This is a genomic window from Paenibacillus physcomitrellae (assembly GCF_002240225.1).
GTDB lineage: Bacteria > Bacillota > Bacilli > Paenibacillales > Paenibacillaceae > Fontibacillus > Fontibacillus physcomitrellae.
This window is the reverse complement of sequence record NZ_CP022584.1, coordinates 435,005-457,407: the sequence shown is the minus strand read 5'-3', so window position 1 is coordinate 457,407 and position 22,403 is coordinate 435,005. Positions and strand designations below refer to the sequence as shown.

Annotated in this window: 21 protein-coding genes; 5 read left to right on the top strand and 16 right to left on the bottom strand. The window is 49.2% G+C overall.

Annotated elements, in window-relative coordinates:
• Window positions 1–2,760, bottom strand: coding sequence for a CHASE3 domain-containing protein (locus tag CBE73_RS02090; protein WP_094092791.1), 2,760 nt, complete (start codon window positions 2,758–2,760; stop codon window positions 1–3).
• A 157-nt stretch (window positions 2,761–2,917) separates the two neighbouring features.
• On the opposite strand from CBE73_RS02090, the gene CBE73_RS02085 reads away from it, so the two are divergent.
• Both CBE73_RS02085 and CBE73_RS02080 read left to right on the top strand, forming a co-directional pair.
• The gene (locus CBE73_RS02085; RefSeq protein ID WP_094092790.1) at window positions 2,918–3,466 is read left to right on the top strand and encodes a PadR family transcriptional regulator; all 549 of its coding nucleotides are present in this window, start codon (window positions 2,918–2,920) and stop codon (window positions 3,464–3,466) included.
• 69 nt (window positions 3,467–3,535) lie between these two features.
• The gene (locus tag CBE73_RS02080; protein WP_094092789.1) at window positions 3,536–4,768 is read left to right on the top strand and encodes an aminopeptidase; all 1,233 of its coding nucleotides are present in this window, start codon (window positions 3,536–3,538) and stop codon (window positions 4,766–4,768) included.
• Window positions 4,769–4,850: 82 nt separating this feature from the next.
• On the opposite strand, the gene CBE73_RS02075 is transcribed toward CBE73_RS02080, so the two are convergent.
• Complete coding sequence (locus CBE73_RS02075) at window positions 4,851–6,158, bottom strand: MFS transporter (RefSeq protein ID WP_094092788.1); 1,308 nt, start codon at window positions 6,156–6,158, stop codon at window positions 4,851–4,853.
• A 136-nt stretch (window positions 6,159–6,294) separates the two neighbouring features.
• Between CBE73_RS02075 and CBE73_RS02070 the strand changes: the two genes are divergently transcribed.
• Window positions 6,295–6,882, top strand: a complete 588-nt coding sequence (locus CBE73_RS02070; protein WP_094092787.1) for a TraR/DksA C4-type zinc finger protein — start codon at window positions 6,295–6,297, stop codon at window positions 6,880–6,882.
• Between the two features lie 324 nt (window positions 6,883–7,206).
• Here the strand turns inward: CBE73_RS02070 and CBE73_RS02065 are convergent, their stop codons facing one another.
• The 9 genes from CBE73_RS02065 to CBE73_RS02025 all read right to left on the bottom strand — a co-directional run bounded on the left by CBE73_RS02065 (window position 7,207) and on the right by CBE73_RS02025 (window position 16,851).
• Complete coding sequence (locus CBE73_RS02065) at window positions 7,207–8,172, bottom strand: ABC transporter ATP-binding protein (RefSeq protein WP_094092786.1); 966 nt, start codon at window positions 8,170–8,172, stop codon at window positions 7,207–7,209.
• Window positions 8,165–9,154 carry an ABC transporter ATP-binding protein gene (locus CBE73_RS02060; protein ID WP_094092785.1) on the bottom strand — a complete coding sequence of 330 codons (990 nt, stop codon included), beginning with the start codon at window positions 9,152–9,154 and terminating at the stop codon, window positions 8,165–8,167. The genes CBE73_RS02065 and CBE73_RS02060 overlap by 8 nt, the downstream gene beginning before the upstream one ends.
• A gap of 14 nt (window positions 9,155–9,168) precedes the next feature.
• A complete protein-coding gene (opp4C, locus tag CBE73_RS02055; protein ID WP_094092784.1) occupies window positions 9,169–10,092 on the bottom strand; it encodes an oligopeptide ABC transporter permease in 924 nt (307 codons plus the stop codon).
• Window positions 10,093–10,106: 14 nt separating this feature from the next.
• A complete protein-coding gene (locus CBE73_RS02050; RefSeq protein WP_094096077.1) occupies window positions 10,107–11,060 on the bottom strand; it encodes an ABC transporter permease in 954 nt (317 codons plus the stop codon).
• 66 nt (window positions 11,061–11,126) lie between these two features.
• Window positions 11,127–12,869: an ABC transporter substrate-binding protein gene (locus tag CBE73_RS02045; RefSeq protein WP_094092783.1), complete on the bottom strand. Its 1,743-nt coding sequence runs from the start codon at window positions 12,867–12,869 to the stop codon at window positions 11,127–11,129.
• 299 nt (window positions 12,870–13,168) lie between these two features.
• Window positions 13,169–14,083 carry a winged helix-turn-helix domain-containing protein gene (locus CBE73_RS02040; RefSeq protein ID WP_094092782.1) on the bottom strand — a complete coding sequence of 305 codons (915 nt, stop codon included), beginning with the start codon at window positions 14,081–14,083 and terminating at the stop codon, window positions 13,169–13,171.
• Between the two features lie 184 nt (window positions 14,084–14,267).
• Window positions 14,268–15,587, bottom strand: a complete 1,320-nt coding sequence (locus tag CBE73_RS02035; protein WP_094092781.1) for a hemolysin family protein — start codon at window positions 15,585–15,587, stop codon at window positions 14,268–14,270.
• A 274-nt stretch (window positions 15,588–15,861) separates the two neighbouring features.
• Window positions 15,862–16,356, bottom strand: a complete 495-nt coding sequence (gene gerQ, locus CBE73_RS02030) for a spore coat protein GerQ (protein ID WP_174704643.1) — start codon at window positions 16,354–16,356, stop codon at window positions 15,862–15,864.
• Window positions 16,357–16,428: 72 nt separating this feature from the next.
• The gene (locus CBE73_RS02025) at window positions 16,429–16,851 is read right to left on the bottom strand and encodes a cell wall hydrolase (RefSeq protein ID WP_094092780.1); all 423 of its coding nucleotides are present in this window, start codon (window positions 16,849–16,851) and stop codon (window positions 16,429–16,431) included.
• A 171-nt stretch (window positions 16,852–17,022) separates the two neighbouring features.
• On the opposite strand from CBE73_RS02025, the gene CBE73_RS02020 reads away from it, so the two are divergent.
• Window positions 17,023–17,610, top strand: coding sequence for a P-loop nucleotide/nucleoside kinase family protein (locus tag CBE73_RS02020; protein ID WP_094092779.1), 588 nt, complete (start codon window positions 17,023–17,025; stop codon window positions 17,608–17,610).
• A gap of 56 nt (window positions 17,611–17,666) precedes the next feature.
• On the opposite strand, the gene CBE73_RS02015 is transcribed toward CBE73_RS02020, so the two are convergent.
• A complete protein-coding gene (locus CBE73_RS02015) occupies window positions 17,667–17,954 on the bottom strand; it encodes a hypothetical protein (RefSeq protein ID WP_094092778.1) in 288 nt (95 codons plus the stop codon).
• Window positions 17,955–18,230: 276 nt separating this feature from the next.
• The gene (locus CBE73_RS02010) at window positions 18,231–18,671 is read right to left on the bottom strand and encodes a MarR family winged helix-turn-helix transcriptional regulator (RefSeq protein WP_373286397.1); all 441 of its coding nucleotides are present in this window, start codon (window positions 18,669–18,671) and stop codon (window positions 18,231–18,233) included.
• A gap of 162 nt (window positions 18,672–18,833) precedes the next feature.
• Between CBE73_RS02010 and CBE73_RS02005 the strand changes: the two genes are divergently transcribed.
• A complete protein-coding gene (locus tag CBE73_RS02005; RefSeq protein ID WP_094092776.1) occupies window positions 18,834–20,309 on the top strand; it encodes an MFS transporter in 1,476 nt (491 codons plus the stop codon).
• A gap of 162 nt (window positions 20,310–20,471) precedes the next feature.
• On the opposite strand, the gene CBE73_RS02000 is transcribed toward CBE73_RS02005, so the two are convergent.
• From CBE73_RS02000 to CBE73_RS01990, 3 genes are read right to left on the bottom strand one after another with little or no spacing between them, the layout of a single operon-like run.
• Entirely contained in the window at window positions 20,472–20,837 is a 366-nt protein-coding gene (locus CBE73_RS02000) for a GntR family transcriptional regulator (RefSeq protein WP_094092775.1), read from the bottom strand.
• Window positions 20,834–21,490: an ABC-2 transporter permease gene (locus CBE73_RS01995; protein ID WP_094092774.1), complete on the bottom strand. Its 657-nt coding sequence runs from the start codon at window positions 21,488–21,490 to the stop codon at window positions 20,834–20,836. Before CBE73_RS01995 ends, CBE73_RS02000 begins: the two co-directional genes overlap by 4 nt.
• Window positions 21,483–22,337, bottom strand: coding sequence for an ABC transporter ATP-binding protein (locus tag CBE73_RS01990; protein ID WP_094092773.1), 855 nt, complete (start codon window positions 22,335–22,337; stop codon window positions 21,483–21,485). The genes CBE73_RS01995 and CBE73_RS01990 overlap by 8 nt, the downstream gene beginning before the upstream one ends.
• Window positions 22,338–22,403 lie beyond the last annotated feature (66 nt).

Here is a 22,403-nt window from a genome sequence, read left to right as displayed (position 1 = left end):
CTAAAACTCCTTCACTTCATTAGTTGGTTGTGTGTTATTTTTCTCCAGCCAGACCTGCATAATACCTAATACATGATGGATATCCAGCGGCTTGCTGACATAATCGGAAGCTCCTGCAGCCAGGCATTTGTCTCGGTCTTCTTTCATGGCCTTTGCCGTCAATGCGATAATGGGCAGCTCCGTGAATCCAAGCGTCGAACGGATCTCCCGAATAGCCTGATATCCGTCCATCTCCGGCATCATAATATCCATAAGCACCAAGTCTACCGGCTCCTGGGAGACAACGTCAAGACTCTCATAACCGTTCTGGGCAATGAGAACTTTCATGTTCAGCTTCTCCAGAAAGCTTGTGAGCGCATATACATTACGGATATCGTCATCCACGATCAGAACCGTTTTGTAATCGAAAATCTCCGTCCGGACTTCATCCGAGCGAAGCTCCTCAACCGGCGCACTGATCGTCTCAACCGTAGGAGCGGCCTGGGCCTCCATCAGACTATCGTAAGGTTTAGGCAGCAACGCTTGATCGAACCTGAGCAGATCGCTTGTTTCTTCATAGAGCGGCAAATAAAAGGTAAATGTGCTGCCGCCCCCCCATTGGCTTTCGAGGCTGATGCTGCCGCCAAGCAGCTTGGCAAGCTGCAAGGAAATAGACAGACCAAGTCCAGTCCCCCCAAAACGACGGGAGGTGCTGCCTTCCGCCTGACGGAATGCTTCAAAGATCGACTCGTGCTTATCCTGCGGAATGCCAATTCCCGTGTCGCGGACGATAAAGGCAAGCACATCGACGGACTTACCAATTTGAGGGACAAACCTCCCGTCCTTCTGCTCGACGACTAACGAGACCTCTCCCTGATCCGTAAATTTAACGGCATTGGACAAAAGGTTCTTTAATATCTGCTGTACCCGCATGGAATCCGTCCGGATCGATTCCGGCACCTGGTCATCCATGCGTACGGAGAACGCTAAATTTTTCTGTTTGGCCGTATTCTCGAATTGAAGCTGCAGCGATTCCAGCATGTCCTTTATGGAGACATCCATCATATTTAGATCCATTTGTCCTGCTTCGACCTTCGACAAGTCCAGAATATCGTTAATCAAATGCAGCAAATCCTGGCCGGATGAGTGAATAACCGAAGCGTAGTTCTGCTCTTCCTTGGTCATATTTCCGCTTTGATTCGCGGATAAAATCTGCGACAAAATCAACATACTATTAAGCGGAGTGCGAAGCTCATGCGACATATTAGCCAGAAATTCTGATTTGAAATTGGAGCTGGTCTCGAGTTCTTCCGCAATTTTTTTGAGCTCTAAAGCCGATTGTTCAGCAACGGCCTTCTGCGATTCAAGGCGGTCATTCAAATGATGCAGCTCTTCGGCCTGCATCGTTAATTCTTCCGTTTGAGTCTGAAGTTCTTCGGCCTGGCTTTGGAGCTCCTCGGTCTGTACCTGCAGCTCCTCATTAACCGCCTGGGTTTCCCTGTAAAGGTGGTCCAGCTCCATTTTCGTACGGATAGAATGAATGGATGCCCCTACTGTGTTCAGCAGCTCGCTTAGGAATTTCTGCTTGTCTGCGGCCAGTTCTTCCATTATCCCGAACTCCAGCACAGACACCACATGATCTTCAAAGACTACAGGCACTGCGGCAACTTGGAACGGAACTACCGTACCAAAACCGGATTTGATGGACAAGGCATCCGAAGGGACTGCCTTCACCTGAACTTTGCTTTTGCTTACTGCACATTGACCGACAAGTCCTTCACCGAACTTGAACTCGGCAGGTCTATCCTTTTGCTCCATATTGTAGGCGGCTGCCCGGACTAAACGGCTTCCGTCCTTAGACAACATATATAAGGCGGCTACAGGCAGCTGCAGAAGCTCTGCCAGCTTCTGCAGCAGCACTTTGCCGAGTTCCTCGGTGGACGGTTTATTTTGCAGACTTAACGCCATTTCTTTCAACTGTTCTTTCTGCCAGTTCTCTTGTTCAATCTGACTTAGCAGCTCATTGGTGGCCTGTGCCAACACCCGAAACTCATCTTTGGTTCGGACCGTAATCCGGTCAGATAAATTCCCGCCGGTTCCAATCTTACGGATAGCCCCGGTCACTTGTTTAATGGCGCTCACGATATTATTGGAGACCATAATGGCGGCGATCAGCGCAATTCCCGCTACGCCCAGCCAGAGGAGCAATATAAAGCTGACCAGCTTCCGGTTGCCCTGCTCCAAAGCAACCACACGCTGTTGGGTCGCATTTCTTTCGTAGGCTCGGAAATTGTCGAAATCCCGCCGAATCTGATCGATTAACGGTTTACCAGGATCATTTTCAAAGAACTTCTCTAGCTCATCATCCATCTTCTGGCGTTTATATTCGATAGAGACGTTACCCGCGTTTTCGATCCAGTCAGTAATCTCTTCATCAATCTTGGCCAGCTGATCGCTCTGCCGGAGATCGCCGGCAATCAGCCCTCTCAGCGTATCGGAGGTTGCTTTCCAGGAACTATAAGCATTATTATAAGGCTCCAGATAGGCCTCCCTTCCTGTCAGAATGAATCCTCTCTGAGCCGTCTCCATATCCAGAACCAGCTTCTCAATTGTGTTCGTCTCGTTCTGTACCTCCAAATCATGATCACTGATATAGGCAGCTTCCGTCTGCAGGTCATCGAGTCTTGAAGCAACCGTCAGCAGGAGGATGCCAAGGAAAACAATGATCAGGATGAAACCGAGTAATATTTTGCTGCGAATATTCCAAATCTTCTGTCGCAAACCAGGGCCAACCTCCTTGAATTTTTATTGAAAAAGCTCATTTATCTCACATAAAAAGAGATTTGTGTGGTAATTTTAAGATATGTCACGCTTTATACTATCATTTTTTGCAGAGGCGGGCATTTGTTTTTAATAAAAGAAAGGGAGTTTTCTTTTCATGAATAGTCTTAGTTATGCTCTGCTCGGTATGCTGGTCAGAAAGCCTTGCTCAGGCTATGAACTCGCCAAAATGATGGAAGTGTTCTGGCAGGCCAAACACAGTCAAATTTACCCGCTTCTGTCTAAACTCGAAGAACAGGCTCTGCTAACCTCTGAAAATGTGGAACAAACCGGCAAACCGAATAAGAAGATCTATCACATTACCGAGTCAGGACGGCAAATTCTGAAGAACTGGATGTCCAAATCGCCGGCCCTGCCTGTTACACGGGATGAATTTCTCATTAAGGCTTACGCTCTTGCTTTAACCGAGCTGCCAACAGCTAAACGCCTGTTTCACGATCGAATCGCTTACTACCAAACAACCAGTGAGAACCGGAGAGCCAAGATCGCAAGTATCATCGAAGAATCGGGCGGTAGGGTTCCCGAATTTGGAGAGCTTCAGTTTGGACGTTACATTGTCCATAATCGCAAGCTCAAAATGGAAGAAGAAGAAATTGCATGGTGCAAATGGGTCCTTAGTCTTCTAGACCCGAATGAAACGAATTAGCTTTGGATTCTATATCCATTTCCTGTACAATAGGAAGGGTAGTTATTTGGTGAATGGAGGAAAAAACACATGTCAGATTTTTTGCAAAAATTAGAGAAATACGCTGAACTAGCCGTAAGAGTTGGAGCTAATGTTCAACCCGGCCAAACACTAGTCGTTAACGCTACGATTGATTCCGCGGAACTGGTCCGCCTGATTGTCAAGAAAGCCTATGAAAAAGGCGCCCGTTTGGTAAAAGTAAACTGGAACGATGATACCGTTACCCGCCTCAGATACGACATGGCTGCAGACGAATCGTTCCTTGACGAACCTAAATGGTACGCCGGCGAAATGCTGGAGCTTGTAGAGAACGGCGCAGCCGTGCTGCATGTCATTTCTTCCGACCCGGATCTGCTTAAGGGCGTCAACCATGAACGGATTACCAACCTGCAGAAAGTAACCGGCAAAGCAATGAGCAAATATCGCCAGTACCAGCAGGCCGATAAATTCAGCTGGTCCATCGTCGCAGTTCCTTCCAAAGCCTGGGCCGCCAAAGTATTCCCTGACGTTCCAGAACCCGAGCAGATCAATAAATTGTGGGATGCTATCTTCCATACGACACGTATTGACCGCGAGGATACGTTTGAAGCCTGGGACAACCATATTCGGACCTTGAACGAGAAATCCGACTACTTAAATGAGAAGCGATTCAAAAAGCTGCATTACATAGCGCCCGGAACTGATTTGACGATCGAGCTGCCTGAAGGACATCTGTGGGTTGCGGCTGACAGCATCAATCAGAACGGGCATGCCTTCCTGGCTAACCTGCCTACGGAAGAGGTCTTTACCGCTCCGCTCAAAACCGGGGTCAACGGTAAAGTATCCAGCACGAAACCGCTCAGCTACAGCGGCAACATCATCGACGAATTTACCATTACTTTCGAGAACGGACGGATTACGGACGTATCGGCCAAACAAGGCGAAGACGTGCTGAAGCAGCTTGTCTCCCTCGACGAAGGCGCTCATTATCTCGGCGAAGTGGCACTGGTGCCTCACAATTCCCCGATTTCCGAATCCAATATTCTGTTCTATAACACTTTGTTTGACGAAAATGCTTCCAACCACCTGGCCATCGGCAGCGCTTATGCCTTTAACCTGAAAGGCGGCAAGGAAATGAACCAGGAGCAGCTGGAGCAAAGCGGTTTGAACACCAGCATTACTCACGTCGACTTTATGGTCGGTTCCGGTGAAATGGATATCTTCGGCACTACCGAAGACGGTACGGAAATTCAAATTTTCAAAAAGGGCAGCTGGGCGATCTAATCGTTGCTCCTTTGTAGTTAAAAAACCAACAAGCGGATCCTCTCCTGCCGGAGAGATCCGCTTGTTTTTGTGTGATAACCAGCTATAGACTGGCCGTAACGCTTTGTTTGAGACGACGGACCCTCTCAGCGGCGGCAATGATCAGACCCAGCACGAGCAGCAGCGCTAATACTCCCGCCAGCAGCCAGCCTGTCGGGGCAGCCCCGTAATGATCCATGCTGCGGCCAAGCAGCAGCGGCAGCACGGCCCCTCCTACTCCACCCGATGCAATCAGCAGACTTGGCGTTGTCGCTTCACTGCCCGGAAGCAGAGTTGTTGCATAAACCAACGCAATCGAGAAGATCCCCGAGAGAAACAGCCCGATAAACAGGACGGCCAGCAGGAACATCGCAAAATGATCGACCAGATTAAACAAACTCAAGAACACCAGCGACAGAAAAATGCCGCAAATGATATATGGGGCAAATCCTATCTTTTGAGCCAATATCCCCGCATAGACTCTGCCAATCGACATGGCCAGCCAGAAGACCGCCACCCCATACGCTGCTGTAGCCTCCCCTGCCCCGCTTCTCTCGACCAGCATGGACGGCAGAAAGTTAACAAAACCCATTTCTATCCCCACATAAATGAAAAAGAAAAGAACAAACACAGCCAGCAGCACAGCTCGTGAACCCGTATAATGCCGGGCCCATCCCTTCTGTCCGCGTGTTTTGAAGTCTTCCGAACCTAGATCCGGCAAGTCAACCGGATTGAGCTGAGCTGCCGGATTGGCACTCTTCATCTCCCCTTCACCGTTTGCCTTTTGCTTGGCAGCCTTGCTCCCCGGACGATCCTTCAGCACCCCATCCAGCTCGCCAAACCGGACTCTGAGCCAAACAATCAGCATTACTGCCGCAAATATCGAAATAAGGAGGAAACCATAACGCCAAGCTCCCGAACGGATCAGCCAGCCTGATAACAGCGGCATCAATAATGCCCCCACACCAAAGGCTACCTCGATCCGGCTCATCGCTATAGCTGCTTTTTCTCTTGCCGCCGCAATAATCAGCGTCCCGATGACCGCTTCGATCATGCCAAAGCCAAACCCTGCAAACGATCCTATCACATACATAAGAGACCACGAGGGAAGCAGTGTGTAGAGCAGCTCGGCTGCTCCCAATACGCCCAGGGCGATTAACAATCCTGACCGCTTGCCCAGCCTGGAGATCAGCCATGGGGATCCAAGCACCCCGACAAGAAATCCCGCAAATTGAGCAAAAATCAAAGTTCCTCCCGCACTATAATCCTGTCCATAATGCTCCAGCAGCACCGGCATAATTGAACCGATAATGACATGAGCCAGGCCGATCAGCAAATAAGACAATCCGCTGATCCAGATCAACCTCTTCATCTGTATATCTCCTCTTCTGCAAATGTTGAAAACGTAAACAAACCGCACCTCCCATTGTATATGAAATGGAGTCATGCGTCACCGTCCCCTTTTTCCGGGTAAATAATAACTGACCTTATTCGGAGGAGGAAACCTAATGAATCATTTAACCCCATCCCAGCTGGATAAGCTGAAGCATATATTGCTAGATATGAAACAGGATTTGGAGAATCACTTCAAAGAAGACGGAGGCCCCGGCCTGAACGAATCCCTTAGAATGTCTACAGGTGATTTAAGCACGGCCGATAATCACCCGGCGGATGAAGGAACGGAAACATTTGAACGGAGCCGCGACCTGGCTATCGATGACAATCTCCAGCATCAGCTGGAGCAGGTGAATGCAGCCCTGCAGCGAATAGAGACCGGTGAATACGGTATCGATGAAATCACCGGCGAAGCAATTCCGTACGAGCGGCTGGAGGCCATTCCCTATACGACTTATTCGGTTCAAAATTCACCGGAGCAGCAGGTTCCATCCACTCGGCCTATCGAAGAAGAAGTGATGACACTGCCTCCAACCGGAGCGGGTGAACACCGCCAGCAAAATGCCGGACGGTTTGATGACGCTAGCGCCTGGAAAACCGTGGAGAGCTACGGCAATTCCGATTCCCCGGCCATGTCCGCTAAGAGAAATGTCGAGAGCTATGAAGACATGGCTTCGGATACAACGCCGGACGAGGATTAAGAGTCCGCAGGTTAAGTTAATAAATCTAGTTCACTGGGTTCAGTGCAATTGACAAATTCAAGCGCACGAGCCCAGTAGTCCAGGTTCAAAATCACAAGTTAAGAACACTAGTCAAAACTTACAATTCACAAGTTCAAACTCATAAGTTCAATCAACGTTAAATAAACGCACCCCCGATCGGGGGTGCGTTTATTGTTCTGTCTATCTATTTGTTGTATCCAGCTATTTATTGTTGTGATTATCTACTCGCTGTAATTATCTATTTCTCGTTGTACCTACCTATTTAATCTCTCTCGATCTAACCTTTTCATTTCCGTTAATCTATTAGACCAAATGACAAGCTACGAAATGGTCGCTGCCCACATTCCGGAACTCCGGAACCTCGGATTTGCAGCGTTCAACCGCAAACGGACAGCGGGTATGGAATTTGCAGCCGGAAGGCGGATTGACTGGGCTTGGAATATCCCCTTTCAGCACGATCCGCTCTCGCTTCAGCTTCGGAATCGGAACCGGAACGGCAGACAGGAGCGCTTTGGTGTACGGGTGCAGCGGGTTCTTGAACAGCTCGTCGCGTGAGCCCGTTTCCATCATCGTGCCCAGGTACATAACACCGATCCGCGTGCACAGGTGCTCAACCACGCTGAGGTCATGGGAAATAAACAAATAAGTCAGTCCGCGGTCCTCCTGCAGCTTTCTGAACAGGTTGATAATCTGGGCTTGAATAGATACATCCAGCGCCGACACCGGCTCGTCTGCGATGATCAAATCCGGGTTCAGAATCAAAGCCCGGGCGATGCCGATCCGCTGACGCTGGCCGCCGGAGAACTCATGTGGGAACCGGTCGATATGATAGGAAGAAAGTCCGCACAGTCCAAGCACTTCCTTCACCCGATCCCGGATTTCATTCTTGGGCGCCAGTCCGTGATCCAGCAACGCCTCCCCAATCGCATCGCCTACGCGTACACGCGGGTTTAGGGAGCTGTATGGGTCCTGAAAAATCAGCTGCATCTGCGGTCTGATCTTCCGCAGCTCTTCACCGGACAGCTTATAAATATCCTGTCCTTTGAACAAGATATCCCCGCTCGTCTTCTCGGTCAGACGAACAATGCTTCTGCCGACCGTGCTTTTGCCGCTGCCGGACTCGCCTACCAGGCCAAAGGTCTCCCCACGGCCGATGGTCAGGCTAATGTCATCCACCGCTTTGACATTGGCGACGGTCTTGTTCAGCAACCCCTGTTTAATCGGAAAATATTTCTTTAAATGTTGAATCTCCAGCAATGGCTCAGACATGGATGGCAGCCTCCTCTTCATACAGCCAGCAGGCCACTTTCTGCTCGCTGCCTACCTCCTTCAGACGCGGCTGGCGCACCCGGCAGATGTCCATGCAGTGTTCGCAGCGGTCATGGAAATAGCAGGACTCGGTCAGCTCCAGCGGATTCGGAACCTGTCCCGGAATCGAATAAAGCTCTTCCTGCCGCTGATTCAGAACCGGCTTCGATTTCAGCAAGCCTTGGGTATAAGGGTGCTTAGGATTCTCAAACAGTTCCACCACTTCGCCCTGTTCCACGACTTGACCGGCATACATAACTACGACGTAATCGGCCATTTCTGCCACTACGCCCAAATCGTGCGTGATCAGCAGAATCGACATATCGGACTCTTCGCGCAGCTTGCGCATCATCTCCAGAATTTGCGCCTGAATCGTAACGTCAAGCGCCGTTGTGGGTTCGTCCGCAATCAGCAGCTTTGGATTACAGGAAATCGCAATCGCGATCATCACCCGCTGCAGCATGCCGCCGCTAAGCTCATGCGGATAGGCATCCACAATTTGCTCGGCACGCGAAATACCGACTTCCTTGATTAATTCGATTGCGCGCTCGCGGGCTTCTTTCTTCCCCATCTTCAAATGCTCGCGCAGCGGCTCCATAATCTGCTGCCCAATCGGCAGAACCGGGTTTAGCGAAGACATCGGCTCTTGAAAAATCATCGCAATCTCTTTGCCGCGGAGAACACGTTTTTCGTTTTTTGTCAAGGTCAGCAGGTTCTGACCCTCCAGCTTGATTTGGCCGTTCACAACCCGGCCAGCCGGCTCTTTGACGAGGCCCATAACCGACATGGCCGTGATGCTTTTGCCGCTGCCGGATTCGCCAACGATACATACGATCTCGCCTTTACGAACCTGAAAGCTCACATCGTCAACCGCCTTGACCGTGCCTCCATCTGTGAAAAAGTGTGTGCTCAAATGCTCTATATCCAGCAAAGTTTTATTCATGACGAACTTGCCACCTACCTTTTATGGTTGGGATCGAGAACATCCCGCAGACCATCGCCAAACAAATTAATAGCGATGACCGTTGCAAAAATACACAAGCCCGGCGGTATCCAAAGCCAAGGTCTCATTTGGAAATCGATCAGGTTGTTGCTGTCCTGAATCATGTTGCCCCAAGTAGGTGTAGGCGCCGTAACGCCGACACCAAAATAACTCAGCACGGATTCCAGCAGAATCGAGCTGCCGATATTCAAGGTGGCAATAACGATGATCAGCGGAGCCAGGTTCGGCAGCAGGTGCTTAAACAATTTGCGGCGGTCCCGCAGTCCAAGCACTACCGTTGCCTGCATATATTCTCTTTCGCGGAGACTCAGCAGCTGGCCGCGGATCATGCGGGCCAGTCCCGGCCAGCCGACCACACTCAGCATCAGCATGACGACGTACATCCGATAATCCGTTGGCACATTCCAGCTCGACAGCATGGAACCCGCGATGAGCAGCAGCGGCAGACTTGGAATGGTGAGCAGCAGATCGGCAATCCGCATGATGACCTGGTCGACTACTCCCCGGTAGAAACCGGCGAGCGTTCCCAGAAGAGTACCGATAAATACGGACAGCACCATCGCAGCAAATCCGACGGTCAGCGAGATTCTGCCGGCCATAAGCACCCGCAGCAGCACGTCCCGGCCGAGTTTATCCGTACCTAACCAGTGCTGGGCATTAGGCCCCTTCCCCATGATCCGCAAATTAATCTGGTTGTCGGTATAAGGCGAAAATAAAGGCCCGATAAAACAGGCAAGAAACATAATAATAACGATAACTAGGCCGGTTACGGCCAGTTTGTTCTTCCATAGCTGTTTAAACGATTGTTTCCATAACGAGGTTTTGACCGGAGGCGCCTGGGTTCCCCCGGCGGCCAATTTGCCGCTAACCGATGACATGTATGACTACCTCCTTATAATTTCACGCGCGGGTCGGCTATTTTGTACAGCAGATCCGACAACAGGGTTCCGATCACCGTCAAAATCGCGATCAGCATCGTAAATCCCATCAGCAGCGGATAATCGCGGGTGGAGAAAGACGACATGTACAATTGGCCGATTCCGGGCCAGTTGAAGATTTTTTCAATAATCAGGGAACCCCCGAACAGTCCCGGAAGCTCGAAGCCAATCAGCGTAATGGCCGGAAGCAACGCGTTGCGCAAAGCATGAACAAACAGTACCTTGCGTTCTTTCAGCCCTTTGGCCCGCGCTGTCCGGATATAATCCTGCTGAATGACATCAATCATATTGCTTCTAAAGTAACGGGTCAGGGAGCCGAGCCCAAGCAGCGTCATAACGATAACCGGAAGCGTCATATGATGAATAACCTCCGAGACATAAGCCATCCCTGTCGCATTGCTGCCTGTCGTAATCATGCCGCCCGGAGGCAGCCATTTTAGGTCAACCGCAAGCATCTTGATCAGCAGCAGCCCGATAAAGAACGAAGGCAAAGACATACAGGCGAAGATTAATACCATGATCAACGAATCAAACCAGGAATACAGCTTGTAAGCAGCGACAACGCCGATGACAACCGCGATAAACCAGGTGAAGAAAGTAGAGACGACCGCAAGCAGGAACGAATTCCAGATGTAATCGTTAAACAAAGTGAGGACCGGTCTTTGCTGAGCCAGGGAATATCCGAAGTCGCCGTGGAAGGCATTTTTCATCCAGATGATGTACCGCTCCAGAACCGGTTTGTTCAGTCCGTAAATCTCTCTAAGCTCCGCTTTGCGTTCAGGACTAAGCTTCATATTGCCGCTGATGAAATCACCAGGTGTGAAGGCATACAGGCAAAAAATGAGCAGCGAGGCCGCAAGTAAAATCAATATCATATACGTAATACGTTTCGTAAGATAACTACTCATGATCGGCTCCTTATGATAAGGCATCCCCCACACCAGAAACAGGCGCAGGGGATGTCCGCATATTGATTATTTCAGAGTCCAATTGTTTACGTTTGGAGAAAGTCCAAGGATCGGATCCATCTTAAAGTTCTCGATGCGTCCGTTGTACGCGTAAACTTGTTTCTTATAGTTCGTGAAAATAACCGGAAGCTCGTCGTTCAACAGTTTATACAGCTCGGCATAAATCGTCTTTCGCTCTTCGATGTCGCTTGTGGCCAAAGCTTTGTTGTAAAGCTCTTTCACCTGCGGGTTGTCATAGCCTTTCAGTTCACCGTCCACAAATTGAGCGACGCCGTCGGAAGGATCGTTCAGCAGCGAAGTGGAGAACGCGGCCAGATCGTAATCTCCGCCTTCGACTTTGGCTACCATTGCGTTAAAGTCAGCGAAAATTTCCGGCTGGAAGTCGATGCCGATTGCTTTGAAGTTCTCGGTAGCTAGCGAGATAAAGATATCATTCTGCGCGTTCTTGAAACCAAGGAAATGAACCGTCAGCTTCTTGCCGTCTTTCTCACGGATACCGTCAGAGCCTACAGTCCAGCCGGCTTCATCCAGCAGCTGGTTGGCTTTGTCCGGATCGTATTTGTACGGGTTGATGCCGTCTTCCGTATAAGACCAGGAAATGGCGGCTGCCGGGATGTTCGCAACAGAACCTGCGCCTTGGTTGGCATCTACATAGATGCTCTGACGATCAAGACCATAAGCGATAGCCTGACGGACATTTTTGTCGCTCATTTGCGAATGCTCCAGGTTAACCTGCAGGTAGCCGTAGTTGCTTGGTGTATAAGTCGCGAGGTTGACAAAACCCATGCTTTTCAGCTTGTCGATGTTCTCCTGAGTAGCACTGAAGGAAGCATAGTCGACTTCGCCGGTTTCAAGGTACTGCCAGGTATCGCCGTCAGAGGTTTTATAAATGAAATGCTCTGTCTTTGGTTTGCCTGCAAAATAGTTTTCGTTGGCAACCATCCGGACTTCTTGACCCGGAATAAACTTCTCTAATTTATAAGGGCCTGTGCCGAGCGGTTTCGAGGACAAGTCTTTCATATAATTAAGGTTACCGTATTTGTAGTCTTTGCCGTAATAGGCTTTGGACAGCACATCCGAGCCCAGCAGCTCCAGAGCGGTTGCGTTCGGTTTCTCCAATGTAACCGAGACCGTCTGCGGATCAATCACCTTGATCCCGGAGATCGTTGTTGCTTTCCCGGCTTTGTAGTCGGCTGCTCCCTTGATTCCGATCGAAGGAATCAGCGAGTCCCCGTCATAGGAAGGATCATTGAGAATCGTCCAGGTAAAAGCCACATCGTCTGCCGTCAGCGGCGAACCATCGGTGAATTTCAGATCCTTGCGTAGATGATAGGTATAAGTCAGCTGATCTTCGGAAACCTCCCATTTCTCGGCCAGACCTGCTTTAGGCAGTCCTTTTTCGTCCTGGGTAACCAGCGGTGTATAAAGCAGAGAAGAAACGTTGCCGTCATAACCGCTTTGTTGGAAATATGGCGTAAACGATCCGCTTGGATCTGTAAGTCCTACAATGATGGTATCCGTACGGTTCTGGGCAAGCTGCGGCAGTTTGGTCATATCGCTCGCCTCGATGGACAGATCGTCGCCCTGCACGCCTGCGGCGTTCGAAGACGAATTGCTTCCGGAATTGCTTGCGACTGCATTAGAGCCGGCGTTCGAAGCGTTAGAAGCCTCGTTATTGCTGGAGCATGCGGACAGCAGAATCGATCCGGCAAGCATTAATGAAGCTAACAAAATCGTACTTTTTCTCATATCACTCTTACCCTTCTTATTTAATTTATCTAGGCCTACAGCACAGGGAGAGACTTTCTATGTAGCTAATGATTATAATTCCGATAAAATCAGTGTGCTTTAGGCTTGCTGACCTTATTATAAGTAAGTCGGGCGGTTCTGTAAAGAGAGAACTTTTTCAGTTTTCTTCTTTCGCAGAATCATAAGGGAAAAAATGCAATTTCGTATAGAAGCTGCCGGCCAAAATCAGCTTAATCGCACAAAAAAAGCCCGCTCCTTCATGGAAGGAACGGACGAATCGGAAAAGTGTTATTCCGTTGTTATTGCGTGATAAAGTCCACCAGCTTGTCCTGCATCTGAGCCAGTCCCTTCATCCGAGTGCTGTAGCTGGTCAAGTTCTCGCCCTGAAAATGAGCATAAATCAATCCGGCACTGCGCAGCTTGGAAATATGGTCATGAGTAATGCCTTTCGACAATTTCAATTCGCGAACAATTTCGATAAAAGGTTTGGGACCGTTCTGCAAATAACGCAGAATCTTCAGGCGGCTTTTCTCCGCAAGGCTTCGGAGAACCCGATAATCATGCATAGACATAAAATCCTCATCGTTGAGATCGATCCGCGAGGTATAATGGCAGAACAGAATGGAACCAAAATGGTAGATCAAATTGACAGGCTGAAAGTGATATTGCGGCACCAGAAGCAGCGTATCCGCCCCGCCCGTAGACTCAAAAACAAATCCGCCCGTCGTATCATCAATAAATTCTGCCGTATTCATCTTCGTTCGTTCGGCCGTCCGTTCAGCCAGATGCTGCTCAAGGGCCTCATGGACGGCCGGACTACACGCCTCAAAATATTGACGGTTCCATTCGGTAAATACCTTAATCATTTGGGATTGGAAATTCCCCATATGTTCCGGGAACTGACCGCCATAAGGAGCAAACCATTCGTACAGGTTGCCCGGCGTCAGTCCCTCCAGCCAGGCGATCACGTCTTGCGGAGTGTCCGTATGCTCGGACATGACAATCAGCAGATAGGCCAGCTTCCAGTCGGCGTTAATCTCCAACTCGTCCAGCATTGCGGCGAAGTCAGGCGTTATCCGCTGCTTGATCTCCTCGGCCCAATGGGGAGTGAGGTCGATTTTCCGGTGTGATTTCCGGCAAATATAGCTATGTAAGCTGCTTATAAATTCAAATTTCGGTTTAAATTGCAGATCTACATTCAGAACTTCGTTCACAGCTTTACACTCCTCTCCATTTCCCTTTATTATACTAAAGTCCCTATAGAAATCTCTACATATAGTTAAAAGACCATGAAAAAACGCGGCCTATCGCCGCGCTCTTCCCTTTTTCTACTGCTTTCCTTGCTTACTTACTTTGTTTCTTACTTCCTTGCATCCTTGCTTACTTTCTTCTATTTCATCAAGCGCCCGCTTCTTCAAGCGGAATAAACTGCTGTTTGAGCAGTCTGACGCGCGAAATTCTCTTGTTGTCTGTCTCCTCAACCGTAAACAGGTAGCCGCCAAATTCGGCGCTCTGCCCCACTTTCGGCGGGAGAACCTCGATGCGCGCATACAGCCAGCCGCCAATCGTATCATAGTCCTCTGAATCCATCTCCAGATTGAACCGGTCGTTGATCGAATCAATCAGCATCAACCCGTCAATCGAATAAACGTCGTCTTCGATTTGCTCAATACCCGGACGTTCCTCGTCAAACTCATCCTGAATTTCGCCTACAATTTGCTCCATGATGTCTTCCAGCGTAACAAGTCCCGATGTTCCGCCATATTCATCAATCAGGATTGCGATTTGCGTTTTGCTTTTCTGCATGCGTTTCATTAGATCGCTGATCGATATCGATTCAGGCACTGCCAGTATGGGACGAAGCAGCTCCCTGAGATCACTGCAATCCGAACGGATCATATCCTTGATATGGATAAAACCGATAATGTGGTCTTTGTCCGTATCGCACAAAGGATAACGCGTCCGCATGCCGCCCACAGCGATATCGATATTGTCCTGCAGCGAATTATTCATGTACAAACAGATCATTTCCGTACGAGGGATCATAATCTCCCGCGCCGTTGTCGCCGCGAAATCAAAGATGTTGTCAACCAGCTTCATTTCAGCGCTGTCGATCAAACCGCTTTCGCTGCTTTCCTTCATCATAATCCGGATTTCTTCCTCGGTATGCAAATAGTCCTGCTCGCTGGCGGGTCTGATATGAAGAAGGCCCAGCAGCCTATTGGCAAGACCATTGACGACCCAAATTAAAGGGTACATGATTCTGTAGAAAACCTTCATCGGTTTGGCCGAAAGCAAAGTAACTTCTTCGGCTTTGCGCACCGCAATCGTTTTGGGTGCCAGTTCGCCAAGCACGATGTGCAGAATGGCTATAAAGAGAAAGGCGATGATAAAAGAGATGCCGTACGCCCAGCCCTGCTTCCAGCCGAACGTTTCAAATAAAGGCTGCAAGAAGGACGCCACCACCGGCTGTCCGACCCAGCCCAGTCCAAGCGAGGCCAAAGTAATCCCCAGCTGACAGGCGGACATGTAACCATCGAGATGGTTGATAATGCTTCTGGCCGCAGCCGCATTTTTTCTTCCTTCTTCAACAAGCGTATCGATCCGGCCGCCTCGAATTTTGACGATGGCATATTCGGCCGATACAAAGAAACCGTTTAAAATCACCAATAATAAAATGAATACCAAATGTAAAAGACTCGGTAAAGGGTCACTCAATCCTTAATCCTACCCCCGCATCTGCAGGCGGTGAGTAGGAGCACCTCCTTCGCGGATTAAAATATGGATCATAAGCAAAAAATACAGCAGGCTTAAGCGTCAACTTCCCAATGGTTCCACCCCCTTTCAGAAAAGATGTGTCAACTTTTTCATAAATCTTTAACTTCATTATATATTTATACACTACACAGTCAAACCCCGTTATAGTACAGAAATGCAGTAAAAACAGAAGAACCTCCCCCAAATGTGGAGAAGGTTCGTCATTTTACGCCTTTTAGCCCCGTCTTGTTGCGGTAGGCGGATTGCCGATCACACCCGGATAAGTATAGTTAAGCGGTTGATCAAAAGTGGCATAGTCAAAATTCACCATAAGCATTACGATACGCTGGCCAGTTTTAGGGTCGCTGATAATGATATGGTCACGTCCAGCCGCTTCCAGTATGCCTTGGAAAATTTTCGCATTCCATTGGCTGTTGTTCTCATACGTCATATAGAAGGTGCCGAGTTTGCCGAGGTTCATGCGGAAAATGTTCTCAATATAAGACTGCTCGTAAGTAGGTGTAGGCGATACAACCACCGCTCCTCCTTGAGTCATCTGGTTGCCGCTCAGCGACGGCGGCGTGCCGGTGCCTCCCATCTGCATAGGCATAGCCGCCTGAGTACCTCCCATTTGGTTAGGCATAGCAGCCTGAGTACCTGCTGCTTGGTTAGGCATAGCCGTCTGAGTGCCTCCAAACGTATAGGAAGCGCGGTAATTCGGGTTAAACATTGAACATTTCCTCCTTAAATCAAATGGTTAACAATGAATAAACATGCATTTCGGCGAATCGCCCGGACAAGCTTAATAGACTGCCGGACATTCCCCTGCCGCCGGAGCAAAAAAGCAGTGGGCTTTGTATCTGCCGACGTTCTGCTGGTTATACCAGGTTGCCGGACAATCCCCAGCCGGACGGAAAAACCATAAAGCATTGCTGGCCGGCCACGTTCTTTCTCCGTTGATCGCGCGCTGTGCCAAACGGATATCCCTTTCGCGGGCTCTCTGGTAGAAATAGCCCTTCTGTGTTGATTCGTATCCGCCGGGCGATTGGAATACCATCTGGTCCATGGTCCGGATGCCCTTGAAATCCAGGCAGTTGGCTAGAATGCGGTTAATACCTACATTTCCGACCATCAGCATGCCCGGATCAAGATCCCCTTCCGCTTCCGCCCGCATCAGGCGGGCCAGCAGCTTAACGTCTTCCGAATTTGCATTTACAACCGCCAAGACGTTTCCTCCTTCTGACTGATCCTTGTCGGTTTATCTTATGTGCGAATGCCTATCCAGGTTCCATGATTATGGAAAAAATTAAAACGGCATCTGGCTGGTCAATTGTTTTTTTAATATGATAGGTAAGCAATAGTCTATGATCAGGACAAGCTGATGGAGGTAACGAAGATGAGCAAACTGGTATTTTTTCTGGGCCCTGCCGGCGCCGGAAAAACATCGCTGGCCAAGGCGCTTTGCGCCCGCCGCAAGGCGGCTTTTTTTGATATGGACGTTCTGCTTAGACCCGCGGCGAACGCCCTCATGAGCATGAAGGGTTTAGATCCGGCTGACCGGGACTCCTCGGCTTATAAAGAACTATGCCGTGATCTCGGTTACCGAATTACCATGGACGCGGCACTGGACAATGTAGTGCTGGATACAGATGTGTTTGTTGTCGGTCCCTTCACCCAGGAGACGGCAATGGAAAGCTGGATTGAAGATGAACTCCAGCGCATCGGCCGGACGCTGGCGGAGGTAGAAGTCAAAGTCGTTCTCGTAAGACTGGCGGACGAATCCCTGTACCGCTCAAGAATAGAAGCTCGCCGTTCTCCGCTTGACGCCTGGAAGTTGACACATTGGGACGAATTCAGACATTCACTGGGCCCTCGCAGTTTGGCCTGGCCAATACCTGAATCCAGTGTCCTTGAGCTCGACAACTCGGAACCGGACATGCATTTGGCCCTCGAGACTCTGGAGAGATTTATTTATGGCGAATAAAAGAAGACGATCCCACGCCCGCCTAGGATATGGGATCGCCACAAGCCTCATATCGTTTAGAAATCAGAAGCAACAATCTGAATCGTACCAAAGGTACCTGCAGCCGGCCCGGTCAGAAGTGCTGCGACGAGAAGCAAACCGACACCAATGGTCAGGCTGGTTCCGGCCGGAATCGTATACGTGAGCACCGGAGAATTGACCGGGAACAAGACAAGATCAATCGGGGCGGCCCCGTCATTATTTACGGTAACCGTAGCGTTGGTGCCGCCGCGCAAATCCTCAAAATAAGATTTACCGATACCGGGGCCGATGTCGAACGTTTGCAGCGGTAACAAAATAGCCATGTTTCATTCCTCCTTTTCTTGTTGCACTTTATCTTATGCGAGGAATCTAGCGAGGCATCGACGAATCTATCAGAAAGAACAACCATTTTTCTACTAAACTGTGCCTTAATCTTCTAATTAAATGTCAAATACATAGAGAACAGGCAAAATAGCCTCCCGGATTGGGAAGGCTGTTTTGGAGTTAGCTATGAGGTTAAACACATTAAAGGATTTATAAGAAAGGTTTGGTTCATATTAGGATTAGCAACGCGGAATTCCAAAACGTCCACCGAGGCTTTATTCTTTGCCTTCGGTTTGATCCAGCAGACTGCCGTATACCTTCTGAAGAAGCTGTACAAACTGGCGCTGCTCCGCCGCGGTCAAATCCCGGGTCAGCCGGCTGTTCGATTCATCCAAAATAGCTTGAAGCGTCGGGGCAAATTCCTTCCCCTTCTGCGTCGGATACAGCCGGATGGAGCGCCGGTCCTTCTCGTCGGTCCTGCGTTCGATATATCCGGCCTCTTCAAGCTGTCTGACCGTGCGGGTAGTCGTGGCTTTATCGAATTTTAAATCACTGGTAAGCTGCTCCTGACTCTGCCCGGGACGCTGGAGAATGGCTTTTAAATAGCTGTGGGCGCCGCCGCTTCCGATACCGAATGCTTTTAACTGGCTGGCAAGCTTTCTTTGGTTAACCCGGCTGATCAGGGAAATGAGCTTCCCTATGGATGGTTGTTTCACCATTGGCACCTTCCTTTGGAACGCCGATCTGGCTGAACGGTTTGAGGAGAATTTTACCTTAATTCAGTTGCGTCCGCAACAAAATCGGAGTACATTAAGAAAGGTTAAGTTAGTTGCGGGTGCAACTAACTAGTTTTTTAGAGAATAGAGGTGTCTACATTGATGAGTCAAGCGGCAGCCGCCCCCAGGAAAACTTATCAGGACGATCCGAACATACAGAGAAGACGCTGGATTATCCTGATCGTCATGAATTTGTTTACCTTCATGTCCACGCTCGACGGGAGTATCGTCAACATCGCGCTTCCGGTCATTTCCAAAACGCTGAACCTGCCGGTAGCGCAAACGGAATGGGTGGTCACCAGCTACCTGATGACGATCTGCGCGGCGATTTTATTTTTCGGCAAACTGGGAGACATCATCGGTAAAATCAAAATTTTCAAAATCGGAATGGTGATCTTCATTATTGGTTCCGCTTTATGCGGGTTAAGCCACAGTCTCCCCTTCCTCATCGCCTCCCGCCTGATTCAGGCCGTAGGAGCCTCGATGACCATGGCGAACAGCCAGGGAATTGTTACTGATATTTTCCCGAGCACCGAACGGGGCAGAGCACTGGGCCTGGTCGGCACTTTTGTTTCGCTGGGCAGTATCGCCGGTCCAAGTCTGGGTGGGGTGATCATCTCGGCGCTGGGCTGGGAATATATTTTCTGGGTCAACCTGCCGATCGGAATTATTGCTTTTATCTTCGGAATCCGGGTCCTGCCTAAGGACTATACGAAGCTGAAGGTAAAAATCGACAGCCAAGGCAGTCTCTTGTTTACCTTATTTATAGTGGCATTGTTCTCCGGCCTGCTGCTGGGTCAGCAATATGGTTATGGAGATATGAAGATCGTGGCGGCTTTGATTGTGGCCGTTGTGACTCTGGGTGTTTTTCTCTGGGTCGAATCACGGAAGGAAAATCCTCTGCTCCAGCTGACCATGTTTAAGAATCCGTTGTTTTCTTTAAGCATTACCTGCGGATTTCTAGTTTTCGTGGGCAATTTCTGCTACAACATCATTGCGCCTTTTTACGCGCAGAGCATCTTGAACCTGTCACCGTTTCATGCCGGGTTCCTGCTGATGCTGTTCCCGATCATGATGGTGATCGTAGCTCCGCTGAGCGGCGCCTTATCGGACAAAATCGGTTCCGAGCTGCTGACCTTCGTGGGTCTGGTCGTAACCGTCATCGCACAGGTAGGCCTGGCTAATCTGCATGAAGGAAGCCCGATTGCGCTTGTCGGCTTATGGATCGCCATGCTGGGCTTGGGTAACGGCGTCTTTCAGTCGCCGAACAACTCGCTGGTCATGTCGCGGATTCCCAAAACTCAGCTTGGGATCGCTGGCAGCATCAACTCCCTGATCCGAAACGTCGGGATGGTGGTGGGCATTACGGTAGCTACCACAACCCTGTTCGGCGTGATGAGCTCGGAAGCGGGGCACCGCGTTACCGGGCTGATTCCAGGGCAACCGGACATCTTTATTGCAGGCATGCATGTCGTCTTCATGACCTCTGCCTGCATCAGCACCGCCGCTGCCCTGCTGACCGGGCTCCGCCTTTGGTCCTCCAGACGCGGGCAGCGGCTGAGAACCAAGCAGGCCTGAGTGTCCATACAGCGAAGGCCCTCGGAGCCGCCAAATAGCGGAACCGGGGGCCTTCTTTTGCTTATGAACTGCAGCTTCTACGGTGCAAACAAGGCGCCCATTTAATAGCCTGTTGAAGTTATCCAACCAACATATTAAAAATCTTCATCGCCGCTCAAGCTGTCAATAAATCTTCTTCAACATCTCAATCATTTCATCCAGGGTGACGCCAAAGGATTTGTAGTACAAGGCGTCGCTTTCCATTTGCTTCAGAATCATTTCGCTGCGTATTCGCGACATCTCTTCCGCGGTAAATTCTGCTACAAAACATCCTTTCCCCGTTACCGTATTGATCAAACCTATTCGTTCGAGTTCTTCCCAGGCTTTCTTTACGGTGATGACGCTGACTCTAAGCTCCAGCGCCGCCTGCCGAATGGGCGGTAAGCAATAACCGCTTTCCAACTCGCCTTTCAGGATTTGAGCGCTGATCTGTTCATAAATCTGCTGATAGATCGGTTTCTCGGATGTATTCAAAATCGTTACGTTCATAATATCTCCACTTTTAGGAATCGTTTCACCGCAATCCGGTAAGCAATCAGAGTGAAAGCAATAAAAATGACAATGCCTAGGGCCAGTATGGAGAGCTGCTGCAACGTATGATTTGTACCGGAGCCATAAAAAATACCGTTCATCCACGGACTGCTTATTCCGGCCCATTGGGCAGCTCCGGCAAAAAGGATGGCGGCCGTAATGGATACAACGGTTGCCGCTCCATACTTATAGGCCGTTTTGTAATACATGGGCAGAAATACGATGTTGAAGATCCCAAGCATGATGAAACATAATCCCCAAAACCCCGTGTGCGGCGCAAAGAAATAATAAGTGAGATTCGGGTATAACCGAAGCGTAAACAGGCTGAAGATCATGGCAACAAGCAGATGCAAGAGCTCCAGAATGACAACAACGGTGATTCTGGCTTTTACGATGTCTTTTTTGGTCACGGGCATAATTGTACTAAACACCAAGTCGTTCTGACTTTTAAATCCGCCAAACATATTCGGCACCGTTATGAAGCAGAAATAAAGCGGGACGATAAAATAAACCCAACCGGGAACAAACATCAAGGCCCCCGTAAATAAAGGCAATACAAGGAACCAGGGATTTACGCCTAATTTCAAATCTTTCATCACCAAATTATACATGCACATCCTCCTTTTTCGCGAAGTAAATCATGATTTCCTCAAGACTTGGCGTGATTGCCTTTAGCTCTGAGAATGGCTCGAGGTCTTTGGTATGAATCAATCCGGTAAAGCCGAAAGAGTTTATTTTGTACGAAATCAACTGTTCCTTCACCTCGTTAAGCTGATCCTCGCTGCCGCTGAGCAAACGATAGGAGTCCTTAAAATCGTTTTTCTCGGAGCTGGCGATGATTTGCCCATTCTCAATAAAGGTTATAAAATCCGCACATTTCTCCAAGTCGGATGTAATATGGGTGGAGAACAGAATGCTGATCTCGCCATCAACGATAAGCTGCTGGAAGATATCGAGCAGATCGTCTCTTGAAACAGGGTCGAGTCCGCTTGTCGGTTCATCCAGGATGAGAAGCTTCGCGCCATGGGATAAAGCAAGGGCCAAGCTGTACTTGACTCTCATTCCTGTAGACAATTCGGCAATTTTTTTGTTTTCATCCAATTTGAATCTTTGCAAATAGTTATAATACGTTTCGTCATTCCAATTCTTATAGAACTTCTTTGTGATTTGGGTCATCGTTTTTATCTTGCTGCGTGTATAGAAATCAATATCACCGAAGGCGCACCCGATTTCCTGCTTCAGTTCCAATTCGTGCTCCGCCATATTCTTGCCAAAAACGTAGATCTCGCCGCTATCGATTTGAATCAGGTTTAAGATCGATTTTATCGTGGTTGTTTTCCCGGCGCCATTGGCACCGATAAACCCCATGATATAACCCTTCTCCAACTGAAATGAGACGTCTTTTATCTGAAAGTCTGAGTATTTTTTGTGCAATTTCCGAATGTCTAACGCGAGCATAACATACCTCCTCCGTAAATTGTGTATATCGTATATTCACAATGTATCACGAGGTATTTTGTAAAG